Origin of the sequence: Variovorax sp. IB41 (assembly GCF_016405905.1) — a bacterium.
Taxonomy (GTDB): Bacteria; Pseudomonadota; Gammaproteobacteria; order Burkholderiales; family Burkholderiaceae_C; genus Variovorax.
Genome location: NZ_JAEFCB010000001.1, coordinates 837898 through 856775, shown reverse-complemented (window position 1 = coordinate 856775; position 18878 = coordinate 837898). Strand labels below are relative to the sequence as shown.

Here is an 18878-nt window from a genome sequence, read left to right as displayed (position 1 = left end):
TCAGCCCGCGAGTGCGGCGCGCACGCCCGCGAAGTCCTGCACCTTGCCGCCGTGCTTGGCGGCCCAGCCCTCGGCCTGGTCCTTGAGCAGGAAGGCATCGACTTCGCCCTTGGCGCCGAGCACGAACCACGCGTCGGCGGCCAGCAGCTTGTTGCCGCTGTTGCGGTCCTGCGCATAGACCACGCGCGCCTTCTTGCCGGCCTTCTCCAGCTTCTGCAGGTCGCCCAGCGCGTTCTCGGGCGAGGCGTAGTGGCGCACCAGCGGCTCGCCTGCGACCCACACCTGGGCCACGCGGCTCACGTCGGTGATGGGCTTGCCGGTCGATGCGTCCTTGGCCACCAGCGGGGCGCGGGCGTAGTTCTTCAGTTGCTTGTCGTAGTCCATGCCCGCCTCCGTGAACGCAGTGCGGATGTAGCCGTCCTGCACGAAGGCGTTGGCGTCGATGTCGTTGTCGGTGCGCTTCAAGAGGCGCAGCGTGTCGAGCGATGTCTTCACCGCCTGGCGGTACTCGGGCTTCCAGCTCAGGTCGCGCGTCTGCAGGCCGAGCGGGCCGTGAAAGAGGTAGTTGACCTCCGCCTCGATGCCCGTGACCTTGGCGATCAGCTCGCTGTACTTCTCGGGCTCGGCGGCCACGAGGCGGTCGGCCTCCAGTGCGGCGCGCAGGTACGCGGTGACGACCTCGGGGTACTTCTTCGCGTACTCCTCGTCGACCAGGCTGCCGTGGAAGGTGGGCGCGTTGGCCTGCGACCCGTCGTAGATCTTGCGGGCGAAGCCGCGGTACGGAAAGAGCTCGGCGAAGGGCACGAAGTCCGCATGCGCCTCGACCTTGCCGGCCTGCAGCGCGGGGCCGGCCACCTCGGGCGCCTGGGTGGTGATGTTCACGTCCTTCAGCGGGTCCCAGCCCTGCGCCTGAATGGCGCGCAGCAGCATGCCGTGCGAGGTCGAGGCGAAGGGCACGGAGATGGTCTTGCCCTTCAATTCGGCGAGCGACTGCACCTTCGAATCCTTCGGCACGACGATGCCGTTGCCGCTGCCCGTGGTGCTGCCCGAGAGCACAGTGATGAAGATGCTCTTGCGCCCCGCCTTCTGGAAGGCCGCGCCGTTGAAGCTGCCCGGAAAGTCGGCCATCGAGCCCAGATCGAGCTTGCCCGCGACCATCTCGTTGGTGAGCGGCGCGCCGGAGGTGAAGTTCTTCCACTCGATCTGGTACTGCGCGTCCTTGTACTTGCCGGTGCGGGGCAGGTATTTTTCCAGCAGCTTGAGCTTGCGGATCAGGAGGCCGCCGGTGGCGCAGTTGATGGTGGTGTCCTGCGTGCCGATGGCGATGCGGATGGTCTCGGCCTGCGCTGCGGGAAGGGTCAGCAGCAGGCCGAGGGTTGCGCCCCACAGGGACAGGATTCTCTGGGTCTTCATCGTGATGCTCCGGGTTGAAATGCGGGCGCGGCGGCTCAGCGCAGCAGGTAGGGGATGTCGACGGTGACCGCGCCGGTGGGGCAGTCCTTCTCGCAGGGCATGCAGTACCAGCACTCGTCGAACTTCATGTAGGCCTTGCCCTTGCTGAGGTCGATGGCGAGCACGTCGAGCGGGCACACGTCCACGCAGACGGTGCAGCCCTTGTGGGCGATGCACTTGTCGTCGTCGATGCGCACGGGCACGCTGGTGGGGTTGAAGGCGATGGGCATGTGGGGTTCTCTTTTTTGTCGTGGTGCAGGCGTCAGGCCGCGACCGGCTCGCGCGCGGCGGCGGGCACGCGCAGGTGCTGGTAGGCCGACATCTCGTGCGCGTCGAGCGGCACGATGTACGCGTCGACCGGGCGCTTGAAGCTCACCATCGCGTCGCCTTGCTTCTGCAATTGCGTGTGGCAGAACCAGTCGCGGTCGTTGCGTTCGGGAAAGTCCACGCGGTGGTGGTACAGGCCCCAGCGGCTCTCGGTGCGGTAGAGCGAGGCGCGCGCGGCCATCTCGGCGCAGTCGCGGATCGCGTGCACCTCCATCGCGCGCATCAGCTCGTGCGGGCCGGGCGCGGCGAGCTGTTCGAGGTCTTCGTGGATCTGCTCGAAGCGCGAGAGGCCGATCTCCATCTTGCGCGTGACCTTGGGCGGCTGCAGGTAGTCGTTGACCATGCGGCGCAGCTTGTATTCGACTTGCGCGGGGGGCAGGCCGCCGCTGCGAAGGAGCGGGGCGCTGACGCGGGCGTGCTCGCGTGCGACCTGTTCTTCATCGAGCGCGGGCAGCTCGGTCTCCGCGCAATGCCGCGCGGCGCTCTCGCCCGCGAGGCGGCCGTAGACGAAGGCGCCGAGCATGTAGTTGTGGGGCACGCAGGCCAGGTCGCCCGCCGCGTGCAGGCCCGGCACCGTGGTGCGTGCGTGCTCGTCCACCCACACGCCCGAGGCCGAGTGGCCGCTGCACAGGCCGATCTCGGAGATGTGCATCTCCACCATCTGCTCCCGGTAGTCGGTGCCGCGCCCGGCGTGAAAGCGCCCGCGGCTGGGGCGCTCGTTGGTGTGCAGGATCTGCTCGATGGTGGCGATGGTCTCCTCGGCCAGGTGGCTCAGCTTGAGGAAGACGGGGCCGTTGCCGCCCTGCAGCTCGTTGTAGAACTCCATCATCATCTGGCCGCTCCAGTAGTCGCACTCGATGAAGCGCTCGCCCTTGTTGTTGGTGGTGTGGCCGCCGAAGGGGCCGGTCACGTAGGCGCAGGCGGGGCCGTTGTAGTCTTTGATGAGCGGGTTGATCTGGAAGCACTCGATGCCCGAGAGCTCCGCGCCCGCGTGGTAGGCCATGCTGTAGCCGTCGCCCGCGTTGGTCGGGTTCTCGTAGGTGCCGAAGAGGTAGCCCGACGCAGGCAGGCCCAGCCGTCCGGCCGCGCCCGTGGCCAGCACCACCGACTTGGCGCGGATCACGTGGAACTCGGCCGTGCGGCAGTCGAAGGCCATCGCGCCCGCGATGCTGCCGTCGGCCGCCGTCAAGAGGCGCGTGACCACCAGGCGCTGCGACATCTCCACGCGCGTGCGCTTCAGGCGCCGGTACAGCACGTTCTTGATGTTGTGGCCCTCGGGCATCGGCAGCACGTAGGTGCCCATGTGGTGGACCTTGCGCATCGCGTAGTCGCCGGTCTCGTCCTTCTCGAACTTCACGCCCCAGCGGTCGAGCTCCTCGATCATCGAATAGCTGTTGCGCGCATAGGCCATCACCGTCTTCTGGTTGACGATGCCGTCGTTGGCGGTGGTGATCTCCTTGACGTACTGCTCGGGCGTGGCGAAGCCGGGGACGACCGCGTTGTTCAGGCCGTCCATCCCCATCGAGATGGCACCGCTGCGCTTGACGTTGGCTTTCTCGAGCAGCAGCACTTCGAGCTTGGGGTTGGCTTCTTTGGCCTTCACGGCCGCCATCGGGCCGGCCGTGCCGCCGCCGATGACCAGCACGTCTACGGTGCGGGTGAGGATGTTCATGGGTGGGCCTTCGTGGGGTGGCTGCGCGCGATGCGAAGGCGATGCTGAAACGCATCGCCGCGGAAATAAAGGTCTTCGAAATCCAGCGGCGCGCCCTCGGCCGTGTGCGTGAGGCGCTCCACGCGCAGCACGGCGGTGCCTTCGGGCACGCTCAGCGAGCGGGCGAGGAGTTCGTCGGCGAGCATCGCGTCGATCTGCAGGTCGGCGTGGCCGAGCGCGATGCCGTAGTCGTTCTCCAGGATGAGGAAGATGTCGCGCCCCGCAAGGTCCGCCTGCCGCAGCCGCTCGCCGATGGCGTGGGGCAGGTAGGTCACCTCGTAGGACACCGGGGCGCGGTTCAGATGCCGCACGCGCTTGATCTGCGCGACCGGCGTGCCCTCGGCCAGCCCCAGGCGCTGCGCCACGCGCGGCGAGGCGGGCACGGTCTTGTGGCTGGTGACCTGGTTGCGGATCTCGTAGCCCATGCGGCCCATCGATTCGGCAAAACCTTCGAGCTGGCCCAGTTGCTGGAATGCCTTGGGCTTGGCGACGAAGGTGCCCTTGCCCGGGATCTTGAAGATCAGGTTCTCGCGCTGCAGGTCGCTGAGCGCCTGGCGCACCGTGATGCGGCTGACCTTGAAGAGCGCGACCATCTCGCTCTCGGAGGGCAACTGCGCATGCGGCGCGTAGGTGCCATCGAGGATGCGCTCGCGCAGCGTCTCGCGCACCTGTGTGTAGAGCGGAACGGGTGAAAAGGCGATGGGCTCAAGCGCCCTGGCGAAAGACATGCGGCTGACCTGTCATGACCGGTTGAATGAGGCCGGATGCTAGGCAGCGGTGCTTCTTTCGTTAACGAACAAAAACGTGCTTCGATATGCGCAAAGTGATGCGGGCCGCCCCGCGCAGCGGCGACGCCCGGCGCAGAGCGCCCGTGATTCCTCTGTAGAATCGCGCGCTTGGGTCTGCAACCCGTCTGAATTCAACGGGTTGCCAATGCGGGTGTAGTTCAATGGCAGAACGGCAGCTTCCCAAGCTTCATACGAGGGTTCGATTCCCTTCACCCGCTCCAACGCTCCAGCTCCCATCTCCCATGCGGGGCTGCAGCCAGTCGGCAAGGCTGCCCGACTAGCCGCCCAGCTCCAACTCAAATTCCGGTTCCGTTCCAAGGCGTCTTTACGCCGATGTCGCCAACTGGTTGAGCGCGCGAGCCGTGGAAGGTGTCGCTTCGGCACCAGGCCTATGCCGCCCCGCATGAAACACGCGCCCGCCTTGAGTCCGCTCCCGATAAATCGTTTCGGCTGAGAGCCCGTCGAGCGATCCGGTTCCTCGTGCGCCTCCAGCATCGCGCGAGGGCAGCCATTGCGCCAAAAATGAAATTCAGCCACTCATTTTTCAGTGCAATCCGGTGCCTGCTATTTTGTTGCCATATGTGAAACTGTTGATTCGGTGGGAGGGGTCGTCCCATCTGTCGCCTCGTCTCAAGGGGTGGCCTCTTGATCGCAGCGCCCGGTACAACACGGGGCGGCGCACCTCATCTATGCAGTCCTACTTCAATAGAAAACCAAAGGCTTAACCTTGTCCCCAGCTGAGCCATGGCCCGCAAAGAAGGCGGATTCACATTCGATGGAAATCGATACTTCGGTGCTCATATTTCCCTCTTGGACGGGTGCCAGGATTGGCCCGCCTCGCGCGCCGAAAAGCCTCCGATGCGGATCGCAGGCTCATCGCTGAAATCAACACCTCGAAAAAAGCTTGCGGCGCCATAGCGGGCTTCGCGACTTTCCATGCACTCGCCGAGAAGGCTTCCATGTTCGATAAAAAAAACTTTGCTGCTGCGTTGCTCGTGTTGGGCTCGGTCGTGCTCCCGGGTTGCGGTGGCGGAAGCGAGGGGTTTGCCCTGCCGGGCGGCACGCAGCAGACCCCCGCTGCGACAGGAGAGATACCAGCGGTTCCCGTTGCGACCGGAGGCGCCCCCGCGGTGCCCGTTGCGACGGGAGGCACACCGGAGATTCCCGCCGCCCCGGCAGACACGCCGGTGGCCCGCGTGATCAAGCACCCGGGCGTTGGGGTCTCCCTCTCGGATCTCGCGACGCTCAAGACATACATCGACCAGGGCAGGGAGCCGTGGACGTCCGGCTTCAAGCAAGTGGCGGGCAACCCCATGTCCAGGCTCAGCTACGGAGGGTATGGCCCGTTCGCGAAGGTGAGCCGCGCCCCTGACGAGAACCTCTGGGCCTGGCGCAACGACATGGTCGCGATATCGAATCTCTCGCTGATGTGGTACTTCACCCGTGACGAGCGGTACGCGGTGAACGCGCGCAAGTTCCTGCTCGGGTGGGCCACCACCCACACGGAGTTCTCGGGTCGCGAGTCGATGCTCGACCTGGGCGACTACGCGCTCCAGTTCGTGGGCGGCGCAGAAATCCTGCGCACCACCTGGTCGGGCTGGAAAGAGGCCGACACGGCGGTCGTCAAGAAGTACTTCAAGGACGTGCTGATGCCGGCGGCGAACCCCTACGGCGAAAGCTCGTTCGGCGCAGCCAACAAGGGCGCGCTGTCCCTCGCCGCGCTGGGGCTGATGGCGATCTACACCGACGACATCGAGACATTGGACAGGGTCGTCTACCAGACCCGCACGCTCGCCCATATCGGGCTGCGCAACTCCAACGACATCGGCATGCTGGGCGACTCGCTGCGCGACCAGGGGCATGCCTATGGGCAGCTCAAGTCGCTGACCGTGCTGGCCGAGGCGCTCTGGAGCCAAGGCATCGACATCTATTCCGATTTCGACAACCGCCTCTTGGCCGCGGGCGAGTACTTCGCGAGAGTGAACGAGCGCGTGCCCACGCCGGCGCTTCCTTTCGGCACGACCGATCGCTACTACCTCACCGACGTCACCGGGCACGGCTGGGACGGCGCCAATGGCGGGAGCCTGGCGCTGACACAGATCTATGGCGCCTACGTGCTGCGCAAGGGCCTGCAGGCACCCTTCATCGCGCAGAGGCGCCTTCGGATGCCGGTGGACGGCGCCAGCTTCATGTTCCTGAAGGACGCCGACACGTCGAAGGCGGCGCCGCCGCCGGCGCTGCCCATTCCCTCGGCCGCATCGATCACCTCGGGGTTCAGCAGTGCCGACATCGGGGGCGCCAGCCCGGCCGGCTCGGCCACCTACGCCGCCGGCAAATGGAACGTGGCCGGGGCGGGCTACGACATCTGGGGCGAACGCGACAGTTGCCACTTCGCCTACAAGGCGCTCACCGGCAACGGCACCATCGTCGCGAAGGTCGAGTCGCTCGAGAACACCCACCCGTCCGCGGTGGCGGGCGTGATGATGCGCACAAGCCTGGAACCAGGCGCTCCGCGCGCCTGGATGGCGATGAACTACAAAAGTGAAGTCTTGCAGAACATGACGAAACTGGCGGTGTACGGGGGCTCCAACTACGCGAACAAGGTTGCGAGCTCCGGGCCCACTCACTGGGTGAAGCTCGAGCGCATCGGGAACATCATCACCGGCTACGTTTCTCCCGACGGCACCAATTGGGCCGCCACCGATGTCGGCCGCATCGACGCCCCCGTTCCCGACACGGTCTATGTTGGATTGGTGGTCTCGTCGGTCACGGGCAAGCTGAACAACAGCGTCTTCAGCAATGTGCAGATCACAGGTGGCGACGGCGGTGCGCCGAGCGTCGTCCCCGCGGCGCCCGCCATGCTGCTGGCCTCGCCGGGCGATGGCGCCGTGCCGCTGCGCTGGCAGGCGTCCTTCGGGGCCACCGGCTACACGGTCGGCCGCTCCGCCTTCAGCGGCGGGCCCTACGAGGCCGTCGCGTCCGGCGTTGCTGGCAGCAGCTACACGGACACCTCCGTGGTCAACGGCACCACCTACTACTACACCGTGACGGCGAGCAACTCCGCTGGAACGAGCGACAGTTCTCCGTCGGACAGCGCCACACCGGTCGCGCGACGGTGAACGTCGCCGCAGGCGGCACCGCGAACGACAGCGCAGGCAACGCGGCCAACGCGGCCAACTCCCAACGCGCCTTCGACCAGAGCTCGCCGTCGCAATGGCTCTGCGCGGGCGCGACCGGGAGCTGAAGACCTGCGCGATCGCGGCTTCGGCCTCCTGTCGCTCCTGCCGGCTCAACATCACAGCCAACCAAGGCGACAGAACTTTCACGGAACGAGCCGACCGGTTGCCGAGGTCTTCGCAGGTGTGCGACTTTTGCGAACGCGGCCACCGAAAAATGCTAACCCGGGCACCTTTCACAATCCCTAGGATTGTGAAATGAACCCACCCCAACAGGCCGGCGAGGCGACGCAGACGAAATCATCGATGCGTGGCGGCCTCCCCAAAGAGCCATCTCGCGCGCATGCACGAGAACCTCATGCACGTCGCGTCCGCACTTCAGCTGTCGGATGGCGATGTCTCTTCGCTGTTGCGCAATGGCTTTCAAGCTTCCTTCGCGCCAACGGAACGCAAGGCAGAACCGATGGCCGGTATGGATCAGTTCTGGTCGATCCGATTTCCTCACAGGTGAAGCAAATGTTCAAAAGCGCAGTCAGATGGATCGGCATCTTGATGGGAGCCGTCGCGATGCTCTCGGCCACGCACGCAGAGGCGCAGACGCCAAGGAAGAAGGTGCGCATCGTGGTGGGGACGCAGGTTCTCAACATCTCCTATCCGACGCTGAACCTTCCCCTGGCGCTCGGCTATTGGCGCGACGAAGGCTACGACGTCGAACTCATTCCGCTGGCACCGCCGGCACAAACCATCGCGCTGCTGATTGCGGGGCAAGCAGATTTCGCGCAGATCAACGCGAGCGTTGCCGTGCAGGCGCAGTCGCTCAACAGCCAGCCGGTGAAGCTCGTGGTGAACAACGGCGTGGTCGACTGGAGCATCGGCGTGCTCGAGGATTCGCCCCTGCGCTCGATCACCGATTTCAAGGGCAAGACCATCGGCGTGTTCGGCCTGGGCTCGGGCGGGGTCGCCATCCTGCGCGCCTACCTCAAGGAGAAGGGCATCGATCCGGACAAGGACGTCCAGTTCATCGCCACCGGCGCGGGCGCACCGGCCATCGATGCGCTCAAGAGCGGGCGGGTACAAGGCCTGATGTTCTGGGCCTCTGCCATGGCGGGCTTCGAGAACGCGGGCTTGAAGATGCGCTACCTGCGCGGTGAAGACTGGCGTGCGTTGCCCGACTTCAGCATCGCGGCGATGTCCAAAACGATCGAATCGGACCCCAAGATGGTGGAAGCCATCGCGCGCGGCATGGCGAAAGCTTCCGAGTTTGCATTTGCCAACCCCGACTGCGTTCGCCGAATCCAGTGGAAGTCCTGGCCGAACACGAAGCCCACGGGGCAGGTGGAGCCGTCGGTGCTGGCGCAGTGGGATGCCAATCTGCTCAAGGCCCAGCTCGATTCCTTCCGGGACGCATACAAGGTCAACGGCGGGAAATACTGGGGCAACGTCGACGCAGCCGCGGTGTCCCGGTTGGAGCAATTCATGCGCAAGTCGGGCCAGGTCAGCCGCGCGGTGCCGGCAAGCGCACTGATGATTGCCGACGCGGATTTCTATCGGAGAGCCAATCAGTTCGATGCATCGGCGATCCGACAGGCCGCCGAAAAGTGCGCGAACTGGTGACTGCGACGGGTCCGGGGGCCGTCGGGCCGCACGGCCGCCGAAAGGCGGAACTGCGCCCGGTGAGCAGCAACGCGCTCAAATACTTCGTGGCCGTTGCGAGGTCGGGCTCGATACGCCGCGCCGCGGAAGAACTGCAAGTGGCGGCCTCCGCGATCTCCCGGCTGATCCAGTTGCTGGAGGAGGAACTGGGCGCCGAACTGCTCGAGCGGCACCGGGGGCACAAGGGTCTCAAGCTCACGGCCGAAGGCCAGGTGGTGCTGAACTATGCGAAGAGCATCGAAGCGGGCCTGGACGCGGTTCGCGACGATATCCGGTCGCTCAAGACCATCCGGACCGGCAAGGTCCGGTTCGGCATTTCCGAATCCTTCACGCGGGAGTTCGTTCCCCAGTTCCTGCATCGCTTTCATGCCGCGTACCCGGGCATCGTGTTCGAGGTCATCGTCGCGGGCGGCAACAAGCTCACTGCAATGCTGGCCAATCACGACATCGACGTGTCCCTGTCGTACATCACACCGGACGCCTTCAATGTCTCTGTGGTCGAACAGGCCATGACAACGCCTTGCCTGCTGGTGGCGCGCAGTCATCCGTTCGCGCAGCGGGAGTTCGTCGATGTTGCGGAGTGCGCCGGCGAAGACATCGCATTGCCCGATGCATCGCTGACCATTCGGGAGAGCTACGTTCGCATGTTCGCGAAAGCCAGGGTCCGTCCGCGTGGGTTGCTGGTCACCAATTCGTTCGAGCTGATGCGCGCGTCGGCGGGCGCGGGTTTGACGATTGCCGTCGTGGACAGGTACTTCGGCGATCACGAAGCGCCCGCGGGGATGGCCTATGTGCCGCTGCGCGGGCAGGGGCTGGATCGCTGGCCGTTGAACGTCAGCATCCATGCCGACCGCGACCTGCCTGCGGCCGCGAGCATCTTCGTGGAGCACCTGCGCACGGCGGTGCGTTCGGTTGCCGCCGACCGCTGACTGATCGGCGAAGCACTTGCCGCACATCGCCGGGCAAAGGCTATGTGCGGCATGTGCGGCATGTGCCCTAGTAGCGGTAGGCCTCGGGCTTGAACGGGCCCGTCTTGCTCACGCCGATGTAGGTGGCCTGCGCGTCGGAGAGCTCTGTCAACTGCGCGCCCAACTTTGCAAGATGCAACTTCGCAACCTTCTCGTCCAGGAGCTTGGACAACACGTAGACCTTGCCTTTTTCATAGGCCGCCTGTCTTGTGAAAAGCTCGATCTGTCCCAGCGTCTGGTTCGCAAGGCTGGCGGACATCACGAAGCTGGGGTGGCCCGTCGCGCACCCCAGGTTCACGAGGCGGCCCTTGGCGAGCAGGATGATCCGCTTTCCATCGGGAAAGATCACATGGTCCACCTGCGGCTTGATCTCGTCCCATTGGCAGGCCTCGAGCGACGCCACGTCGATCTCGTTGTCGAAGTGCCCGATGTTGCAGACGATCGCCTGGTCCTTCATGCGCTTCATGTGCGCGAAGGTGATGACGTCGCGGTTGCCGGTCGCTGTGACGAAGATGTCCGCCTGGCTGGCCGCCTCGTCCATGGTCACGACGCGGTAGCCCTCCATGGCCGCCTGCAGCGCATTGATGGGATCGATCTCCGTCACCCAGACCTGGGCGCTGAGGGCGCGCAGCGCCTGCGCGGAGCCCTTGCCGACGCCGCCGAAGCCGGCCACCACGGCAACCTTGCCGGCGATCATGACGTCGGTCGCGCGCTTGATCGCGTCGACCAGAGATTCTCTGCAGCCATAGGTGTTGTCGAACTTGCTCTTGGTCACGGAGTCGTTCACGGCAATGGCGCGGATGGCGAGTTCGCCCTTGATGCTCATGTCGTTGAGCCTGAAGACACCGGTGGTCGTTTCTTCGGTCACGCCGATGATGTGACGAAGACGGCGGCTGTACCACGTGGGGTCAGCGGCCAGCTTCTTCTCGATGGCTGCGAAGAGGATGCGTTCCTCCGAACTCGCCGGCTGCGAGATCACGCTGCGATCCTTTTCTGCGCGGCTGCCCAGGTGCATCAGCGTGGTCGCATCGCCACCGTCGTCAAGGATCAGGTTAGGGCCCTCTTCAGGTTCGCCGCGAGCCCCTCCGAACTCGAAGATCCTGTGGGTGTAGTCCCAGTACTCCTCCATCGTTTCGCCCTTGAAGGCGAAGACGGGAGTTCCCTTCGAAGCCACCGCCGCCGCGGCGTGGTCCTGCGTCGAAAAGATGTTGCACGACGCCCAGCGCACGGTGGCGCCCAGCGCTTGCAGCGTCTCGATGAGAACGCCGGTCTGGATGGTCATGTGCAGGGACCCGGCGATGCGTGCGCTCTTGAGCGGCTGCTGCTCGAGGAACTCGTTTCTGATGGCCATGAGGCCCGGCATCTCCGTCTCCGCGATGCGCAGTTCCTTGTGGCCCCAATCGGCCAGCGCGATGTCCGCCACGACGTGATCGCCGGGCTGGCTCGATGTCAATCTTTCGCTCATCTCTTGCTCCTTGTGATGGGTTGTCGTCAGAGCGAGATGAACACCGGGGCTCACCGCACTCTGTCGGTGAGCGCAGTTAAGGATGCCGGTTCGGGCAGTCTTCCGAGCCTGACGGATCGCAGCTCGCGCAGTGGCGGGCGTGATCGTTGCAGCGCTCCTCGGTGAACAAAAATTCTAGTGTTCGACCGCTCCTGGTGTGTGTCAAAAATTAGTACGCGGATGCCGAAAATCTGTGATTGACCCGCACATGTGCGCTCCCTAGAGTCGCGGTTCTCGACATCGGTGCCGCATCTCTCGCGGCGATCGAGCGATGCCTCTCAAGCCCGTAGGAGCCCCTCTTTGCATTACCTGTCCACGCTCATGAATCCCAAGTCCATCGCGGTGTTGGGCGCGTCGCCGCGACCCGAGGCGATGGGCAATACCGTGATCAGGAATCTCCTGCGCGTCGGGTATGCCGGGGCCATCTATCCCATTCATCCCAGCGCCGAGTCCGTGCTGGGTCTGGCATGCCATCGCGACCTGACGGCGTTGTCCGGATCGGTGGATTGCGTGGTGATCGCGCTGGGCGCGGACAAGGCCCTCGACGCCCTCAAGAACGCGCATGCCGCCGGTGCGCGCAGTGCGGTGTTGTACGCGAGCGGGTTTGCCGAGACCGGAGAACAAGGGGCGGCTCTGCAGGCGGAGATCGGCACCTTCTGCCGCGACAACCAGATCAATCTTTGCGGGCCCAACTGCCTGGGAATTTTCAGTGTCGAGAACGGCGTGGCGTTGTACAGCGCTGCCGTGCCGGAGGGGCTGGAGGCGGGCGACATCGCGCTCATCTCGCATTCGGGTTCGGCATGCATCGCCCTGAGCAGCCTGAACCGCTTCAAGTTCAGCCATCTGGTGTCATTGGGCAACGGGGCGGTGACCGATATTCCCGAGTACCTCGACTATGTGGCGCAAGACCCGCGCACCAAGGTCGCCGCGCTCTTCGTGGAGACGTTGCGCGATCCTTCGGCCTTCGCACGCGCCGCCGCGCAGATGCGAAAGGCAGGCAAGCCGATCGTGGCGTTGAAGGTCGGCCGGTCCGTGTCCGGTGCTGCCGCGAGCGCCGCGCACACCGGTGCGATCGCGAGCTCCGACACGGCGCTGCTGGCATTCTTCAGGCGCCACGGCGTCACCCTGGTCGAAGACTACGACGAACTGGTCGAGACCGTCGCGCTGTTTTCCACGATCGGCTCCATGCCGCAGGGCGCGGGACTCGGCGTTCTCAATGTGAGCGGCGGCGAACTGTCGATGACCTGCGACATCGCCGAGCGCTGCGGCCTCGTTCTGCCGGAATTGAACGATGCGACCGTGGCGCACCTCAAGACCGTGCTCCCCGCGTTCGGCGCTCCGCGCAATCCGCTCGATGCAACGGGTGTCGGTGTGTTCGACACCCGGATGTACGGCGATTGCCTGGATGCGCTGCTGAACGATCCTGCGATCCATATCGTCGCCGTGTCGCAGGATTGCCCGGCCTCCATGGGGGAAGACCAGGCGGCGATCTACGAGAAGCTCGCGATCACCGTGGCCGAACGCAGCGCGCGGGCGCACAAGCCCGTCGTGTTCTTCAACAACCTGTCTGCCAGGATTCATCCGGCCGTGCTCGCGCCATTGAGCGAAGTGCCCACGCTGTGCGGAATGCGCAATGCGTTGCGTGCCATCAAGCATCTGGTGGACCATGCGGCGTTCATCGCCACCGAGGTCATTCCCAAGACGCCGGGTATTGATCGTCAACAGCAATGGGCGCGCCGCTTCGAATCCGCGGAGCCGCTGACCGAACGTGAAAGCAAGTCGTTTCTGGAGGCGCACGGAATCCGCGTGACCGCCGAGCGCCTGGCATCGAGCGAGGAAGACGCCGTCGCACACGCCGATGCCATCGGGTACCCCGTGGTGCTGAAGATCGAATCCGCGGACCTTCCCCATAAGAGCGAAGTAGGTGGCGTCGTCGTCGATCTACCGGACGCAGCCGCTGTGCGAGCGGCATACCGTCAGATCCTGGACAGCGTTGCAAGGAAGGCGCCCGAAGCGCGGGTTGCCGGCGTGCTGGTGCAGCAGATGGTTCGCGGTGGTGTCGAAGCGATCCTGGGTGTCGTGACGCATCGACCCTTTGCACCGGGTGTCGTGGTCGGCGCCGGCGGCGTGCTGGTCGAGATCCTGCAGGACGCCACGTTCGAACTCGCGCCGGTGGACGTGAAGACCGCCGCCGCGCTGATCGACCAGACGCGGCTGGGCAAGTTGCTGGCGGGCTATCGAGGCGGTGTCGTGGCGGACCGTGACGCGTTGGCAAGAACGCTGGAGCGGCTGTCCGACATCGCAGTGATCTACGCCAACGAGATCGAAGCCATCGACCTGAATCCCGTCGCAGTCCTAGCGCAAGGCCAGGGTGCGGTGGTGCTGGACGCGCTGGTGATCCCGAAGGCTCGGCAATAGCCGCGCCGAAGGTGCCTGCATCGAAAAAACCAGGAGACAAGCAAAAATGAAATATGAATGCATCGAACTGAGCATCGAGAACACGGTGGCGACGCTCGAGCTCGCCAGGCCGGACAAGATGAACTCGCTGAACGATCAGATCCTGATCGACATGCAGCATGCCTTGGACGTGCTGGAGAACGACACCGGCGTGCGAGTGTTGATCATCACGGGGCAGGGCAGGGCCTTCTGCGCGGGCTTCGATCTCGCGCCGCGCGACAAGCCGTTCACGAGCGTGCAGGACTGGCGCGGTCACGTGAAGCTCGGAAACGACACGTGGTGGCGAATCTGGAAGTCGCGCCTGCCGGTGATCGCGGCCGTGAACGGCTTCGCGCTCGGCGGGGGGTGCGACCTGTCCATGGTCTGCGACTACACGCTTGCCTCGGAGGCGGCGGTGTTCGGCGAGCCGGAGATCCAGTTCCAGTCCGCGCCGCCTTTCAACATCACGCCCTGGATCATGGGAATGAAAAGCGCCAAGGAGTTTCTGCTCTTCGGCGATCGGGTGTCGGCCGAGGACGCGGTGCGCCTTGGCATTGCGAACCGCGTGGTTCCTGCCGACCGGCTTCGCGCCGAAGCGATGAGCACTGCCCTGCGCCTTGCGAAGCTGCCTCCACCGGCGGTCGAGCTCAACAAGCTCGGACTCAATCGCTCCTACGAGCTGCGCGGGTTCCAGCCGGCGATCGAATACGGCGCGGAGATCTTCACCCAGGTCTTGATGTCGGAGTCGGACGAAGCGAAGGAATTCTTCGAACGCATGGGGCGCGATGGCATGAAGGCTGCGTTCAAGTGGCGAGACGAGCGCTTCGCTTCACCCGTCACCGCTTCCCGGTCCGGCGACAACGCCGCTTGAGGAGACCCGATGATTCATGTTTCAGGCCTGAACAAGATGTACGCGACACGCGAGGGGAACGAGATCCACGCGCTGTCCGACGTCAATTTTTCGGTGGCCGATGGAGAGTTCATCACGGTGGTGGGCCCCAGCGGTTGCGGCAAATCGACGTTGCTGAAGATTCTTGCGGGCATCCTGCGTCGCACGTCCGGCTCGGTCGAGATCGACGGACGTCCGATCGACGGGCCGAATCGCCAGATCGGCGTGGTGTTCCAGGCGCCGGTACTTTTGCCGTGGCGCACGGTGTTCGAGAACATCCTGCTGCCGAGCCAGCTGCATGGCGCCATCACGGATGCGAACCGCGCCGACGCCAGGAAGTACCTGGCCATGGTCGGGCTCGCCGGCTTCGAGGACAAGTACCCCAATGAACTGTCGGGCGGCATGCAGCAGCGCGTGGGGATCGCACGGGCGCTGGCCCACGATCCGGCGCTGCTGCTCATGGACGAACCCTTCGGTGCGCTGGATGCCATGACGCGCGAGAACATGAACCTCGACCTGCTGCGCATTCGCGCCGCCAGCAAGAAGACCGTGTTGCTCGTGACGCACAGCATTCCCGAGGCGGTTTTCCTGGCGGACCGGGTCATCGTGATGTCGCCGCGTCCGGGGCGGATCACCGAAATCCTCAACGTCGACCTGCCGGCGGAACGCAGGTTGGAGATGATCAACTCGGCGCCGTTCGGAGAGGTCGTCTCCCACATCCGCAAGTATTTCAGTTCACAAGGAGCGCTCGACGCATGACCACCACCAGCACGCCAAAACGCGGCGGCCCGGGGCTTCTTGGCAGCAAGCCCGAGCGCCCGCTCTCCATCCTCCTGTTCATCGTCATCATCGGCGGGTGGGAACTCGCGGTCAGGCTTCTCGAAGTCTCGTCCCTCGTGGTTCCGTCGCCGACCGCAACGGTGATCTCCTTGTGGAACGGCCTGGCCGACAACACCTTCGTGTGGCACACCGGCGTGACCTTGTACGAAACGCTCGTGGGCTTTTTTGTCGGCGCGTTGTTCGGCCTCGTTCTGGGCGCCCTGATCGGACAGTTCACCTTGGTGGAGCGAACGCTCTATCCGTACGTGGTGGCCTTCCAGACCATTCCCAAGGTCGCCATCGCGCCGTTGTTCGTGATCTGGTTCGGCTTCGGCGTCACGTCCAAGATCGTCATCACCGCAACCATCGTGTTCTTTCCGGTGCTGGCGAACACGATCGTCGGTCTGCGCTCCTCGCCCCGGGAGCAGATCGACCTGATCACCGCGTTCACCGGTTCTCGGTGGCAGACCTTCAAGTACGTGAAGGTACCCAATGCGCTTCCGTACATCTTCGTCGGTCTCGACGTGGGCATCGTGCTGGCCGTGATCGGTGCCATCGTCGGCGAGTTCGTGGGCTCGCAAGCCGGGCTGGGCTACCTGATCCTGCAGCGCAATTTCTCGATGGACACCGCGGGTGTGTTCGCCATTCTCATCATCCTTTCCGTGATGGGCATCCTGCTGCACGGCGCCGTCGATCTCATCAAGCGCAAGGTGGTTTTCTGGGTCAACCATGAAGCCGAAAAAATCGTCGGCGCCTGAAGCCGACGCGCGCTGATCCGAGGGGCTTTTCCCCCTCTCTACACACAGGACCTCAAGCCATGGAACAACTTCAAGAAAACGCACACGCATCGGTCGACGTCACGGTCACCGAAACCCATCTCGCAGCCGGCCTTTCTTCCGAGCCCGGCGAGTCCTTTCCCGAGGTCTTCTCGACGCCGTGGCTGCTCGCGCAGCTCGAACGCGCCGCCGCAAAGGTACTCCGGCCGCTTCTTGCGGAAGGGCAGCTCTCCGTCGGTGCGAAGGTGGAGCTGGAGCATCTCGCGCCGACGCCGATCGGCCAGAAGATCACCGCGCACGCGAGGTTCCTGGAGAAGAAGGGGCCTCTCTTCCTCTTCGAGGTGTGGGCCGAAGATGGTGCGGGGATCATCGGCAAGGGAACGCATGCACGGGCCATCGCGCCGAAGATCGCCGTCGAGAAGCGCGCCGCGAGCCGTTTCGCGCAGGCCTGAGGGTGCGGGTCATGAACACCGAGAACGCAGTCATGAGCACAACGCAGCACGATGCTGTTTCAGGCGAACAGCGCGAACGCAGCGAGCAGTCGGTGCGAGAAGACCTGGCCGCCGCCTACCGTCTGTTCGCGTTGTTCGGAATGGACGACGCCATCTACACGCATCTCTCGGTGCGTGTGCCCGGCCGGCATGATCATTTTTTGATCAATCCCTTCGGTTTGCTGTTCAGCGAGGTGACGGCGTCTTCGCTGGTCAAGATCGATCTGGATGGCAACAAGGTGGACGCCAGCGAGAGCGAAGTCAACGCCGCGGGCTTCACGATCCACAGCGCGGTTCACGCGGCGCGGCACGATGCCGCCTGCGTGATGCATACGCACACGGTGGGCGGCATGGCGGTGGCGTCGCTGCGCGATGGCCTTCAGACGACGAACCAGTGGGCCTTGCAGTTCTACGGCCGGGTGGCCTACCACGACTTCGAAGGACTGGCGCTCGATCTGGACGAGCGGGCGAGGCTGGTGGCAAGCCTCGGGGACAAGGCCAAGGCGCTGATCCTGCGCAATCATGGATTGTTGACGGTGGGGCGGTCCGTCGCGGAAGCATTCATCCTCATGTTCAATCTGGAGCGGGCATGCCGGGTGCAGCTCGCCATCCAGTCTTCCGGGCAGCCGGTGCGGCCGCTGTCGCCCGAAGTGTCCGAGAAGACGGCATTGCAGTTCGAGAAGGGCGGCGCGAACGCCTCGCAGGCTGATCCGCACGCACGGGAATGGAATGCCTTCAAGCGGCGGCTGGAAGCTGCCGACGGTCTCGGCTATCGCGCGTAGGAACGTCTGATCGCGTCTGATCGCGTCCGTGGATGCGGCCGCTGGGCGCATGCCCCAGGCGCGGTGGATCGAGGGCTCGCGCAGCGTTGCGATCTTTTGGCAGACGGCACAAGGTTTGCTTTGTGTCCTGTATAAGATTTGCAGGCCGCGCAGAAGCGCAGACATCGTCGGAGGTCTTTTTCCTTGATCAACAGCATTGGGTTGCGGTATTTCGCAGGCGTCGCGCGGGTGGGGTCCATCCGGCGCGCGGCAGAGGAACTGCACGTTGCAGCATCCGCCATATCGCGCCAGATCCACCTGCTGGAAGAAGACCTGGGCAGCCCGCTCTTCGAGCGGCACCGCGGCCAGAAGGTGATGAAGCTCACCTCGGCCGGCGAGGTCGTGCTGGCCTACGCGCGCACCGTGGAGAACGGGCTCGACCAGGTCAGGACGGACATCCGGTCCATCCAGACCCTGCAGCGCGGGACGGTGCGGCTGGGCATATCGGAGTCCTTCACGAGGGAGTTTCTTCCGCAGTTCCTGCGGACCTTCCACACGCAGTACCCGGGCATCAATTTCGAGGTCGTGGTGGCCGGAGGGTCCAGGCTGGTGGAACAGCTGTCGAAGGACGAGCTCGACATTTCGCTGTCGTACATCAGCCCCGACACGTTCGACGTCACGGTCGTGGAGCAACGGTTCATCAAGCCATGCCTTCTCGTCTCGGGAAGCCATCCTTTCGCCAAGCGCGAGTTCGTGGACATCAGCGAGTGCGGCGATGAGGAGATGGCACTGCCGGATGAAACGCTGACCATCCGCGGCAGCTATGTGCGGATGTTCGCAAAGGCGAAGATCAAGCCGCGCGGCGTCATGGTGACGAACTCCTTCGAGTTGATGCGCGCGTCGGCCGCCACGGGGCTTTGCGTGGCCATCGTCAACAAATACTTCGGTGGTCCGACGCCGCCGCGCGGCCTGAAGTACGTGCCGCTGCGGGGCAGGGGTGTCGAGAAGTGGCCGCTCAACATCTGCGTGCACACGGACCGCAATCTCCCGGTGGCGGTGCGCATCTTTCTCGAGCACCTGCAAGAGGCGGTGCGGCGCGCTACGGCTGACGACTGACCCTCCTTTTC

At 64.6% G+C, this 18878-nt stretch carries 16 protein-coding genes, 1 tRNA gene and 1 riboswitch; of the genes, 12 read left to right on the top strand and 5 right to left on the bottom strand.

The genetic code is table 11. The annotated features are described in order from the left end of the window. From JC881_RS04000 to JC881_RS03985, 4 genes are read right to left on the bottom strand one after another with little or no spacing between them, the layout of a single operon-like run. Entirely contained in the window at window positions 1-1413 is a 1413-nt protein-coding gene (locus tag JC881_RS04000; RefSeq protein WP_198784371.1) for an ABC transporter substrate-binding protein, read from the bottom strand. A 35-nt stretch (window positions 1414-1448) separates the two neighbouring features. Continuing rightward, window positions 1449-1682 carry a 4Fe-4S dicluster domain-containing protein gene (locus JC881_RS03995; protein WP_093082546.1) on the bottom strand — a complete coding sequence of 78 codons (234 nt, stop codon included), beginning with the start codon at window positions 1680-1682 and terminating at the stop codon, window positions 1449-1451. A 32-nt stretch (window positions 1683-1714) separates the two neighbouring features. Further along, entirely contained in the window at window positions 1715-3451 is a 1737-nt protein-coding gene (locus tag JC881_RS03990; RefSeq protein WP_198784370.1) for a fumarate reductase/succinate dehydrogenase flavoprotein subunit, read from the bottom strand. Next, window positions 3448-4218 (bottom strand): GntR family transcriptional regulator, encoded by a 771-nt coding sequence (locus tag JC881_RS03985; RefSeq protein ID WP_198784369.1) that lies wholly within the window; start codon window positions 4216-4218, stop codon window positions 3448-3450. The genes JC881_RS03990 and JC881_RS03985 overlap by 4 nt, the downstream gene beginning before the upstream one ends. Before the next feature lie 207 nt (window positions 4219-4425). Between JC881_RS03985 and JC881_RS03980 the strand changes: the two genes are divergently transcribed. The 5 genes from JC881_RS03980 to JC881_RS03965 all read left to right on the top strand — a co-directional run bounded on the left by JC881_RS03980 (window position 4426) and on the right by JC881_RS03965 (window position 10036). Beyond that, window positions 4426-4499: transfer RNA gene (locus tag JC881_RS03980), tRNA-Gly, on the top strand. Between the two features lie 909 nt (window positions 4500-5408). Then, complete coding sequence (locus JC881_RS03975) at window positions 5409-7397, top strand: alginate lyase family protein (protein ID WP_332875188.1); 1989 nt, start codon at window positions 5409-5411, stop codon at window positions 7395-7397. Beyond that, window positions 7394-7522 carry a hypothetical protein gene (locus tag JC881_RS32555; RefSeq protein WP_269823122.1) on the top strand — a complete coding sequence of 43 codons (129 nt, stop codon included), beginning with the start codon at window positions 7394-7396 and terminating at the stop codon, window positions 7520-7522. The genes JC881_RS03975 and JC881_RS32555 overlap by 4 nt, the downstream gene beginning before the upstream one ends. A 190-nt stretch (window positions 7523-7712) precedes the next feature. Continuing rightward, window positions 7713-9068, top strand: a complete 1356-nt coding sequence (locus JC881_RS03970) for an ABC transporter substrate-binding protein (protein WP_233101514.1) — start codon at window positions 7713-7715, stop codon at window positions 9066-9068. Further along, window positions 9053-10036: a LysR family transcriptional regulator gene (locus tag JC881_RS03965; protein ID WP_332875187.1), complete on the top strand. Its 984-nt coding sequence runs from the start codon at window positions 9053-9055 to the stop codon at window positions 10034-10036. Before JC881_RS03970 ends, JC881_RS03965 begins: the two co-directional genes overlap by 16 nt. Before the next feature lie 67 nt (window positions 10037-10103). Here JC881_RS03965 and ahcY read toward each other — a convergent pair whose 3' ends face one another. Next, window positions 10104-11540, bottom strand: coding sequence for an adenosylhomocysteinase (gene ahcY / locus JC881_RS03960; protein ID WP_198784368.1), 1437 nt, complete (start codon window positions 11538-11540; stop codon window positions 10104-10106). A 61-nt stretch (window positions 11541-11601) separates the two neighbouring features. After that, window positions 11602-11706, bottom strand: a riboswitch (S-adenosyl-L-homocysteine riboswitch). A 194-nt stretch (window positions 11707-11900) separates the two neighbouring features. Here ahcY and JC881_RS03955 point away from each other — a divergent pair. The 7 genes from JC881_RS03955 to JC881_RS03925 all read left to right on the top strand — a co-directional run bounded on the left by JC881_RS03955 (window position 11901) and on the right by JC881_RS03925 (window position 18867). Then, window positions 11901-13997 carry an acetate--CoA ligase family protein gene (locus JC881_RS03955; protein ID WP_233101513.1) on the top strand — a complete coding sequence of 699 codons (2097 nt, stop codon included), beginning with the start codon at window positions 11901-11903 and terminating at the stop codon, window positions 13995-13997. Between the two features lie 85 nt (window positions 13998-14082). Next, on the top strand, window positions 14083-14886 hold the full coding sequence (locus JC881_RS03950; RefSeq protein ID WP_332875186.1) for an enoyl-CoA hydratase/isomerase family protein: 804 nt from the start codon (window positions 14083-14085) through the stop codon (window positions 14884-14886). A gap of 9 nt (window positions 14887-14895) precedes the next feature. Further along, window positions 14896-15663, top strand: a complete 768-nt coding sequence (locus JC881_RS03945) for an ABC transporter ATP-binding protein (RefSeq protein ID WP_198784365.1) — start codon at window positions 14896-14898, stop codon at window positions 15661-15663. Further along, the gene (locus JC881_RS03940) at window positions 15660-16481 is read left to right on the top strand and encodes an ABC transporter permease (RefSeq protein WP_198784364.1); all 822 of its coding nucleotides are present in this window, start codon (window positions 15660-15662) and stop codon (window positions 16479-16481) included. Before JC881_RS03945 ends, JC881_RS03940 begins: the two co-directional genes overlap by 4 nt. 59 nt (window positions 16482-16540) lie before the next feature. Continuing rightward, the gene (locus JC881_RS03935; protein ID WP_198784363.1) at window positions 16541-16951 is read left to right on the top strand and encodes a thioesterase family protein; all 411 of its coding nucleotides are present in this window, start codon (window positions 16541-16543) and stop codon (window positions 16949-16951) included. 32 nt (window positions 16952-16983) lie between these two features. Continuing rightward, a complete protein-coding gene (locus JC881_RS03930) occupies window positions 16984-17772 on the top strand; it encodes a class II aldolase/adducin family protein (protein WP_198784889.1) in 789 nt (262 codons plus the stop codon). A 138-nt stretch (window positions 17773-17910) separates the two neighbouring features. Continuing rightward, complete coding sequence (locus JC881_RS03925) at window positions 17911-18867, top strand: LysR family transcriptional regulator (protein ID WP_233101512.1); 957 nt, start codon at window positions 17911-17913, stop codon at window positions 18865-18867. Window positions 18868-18878 lie beyond the last annotated feature (11 nt).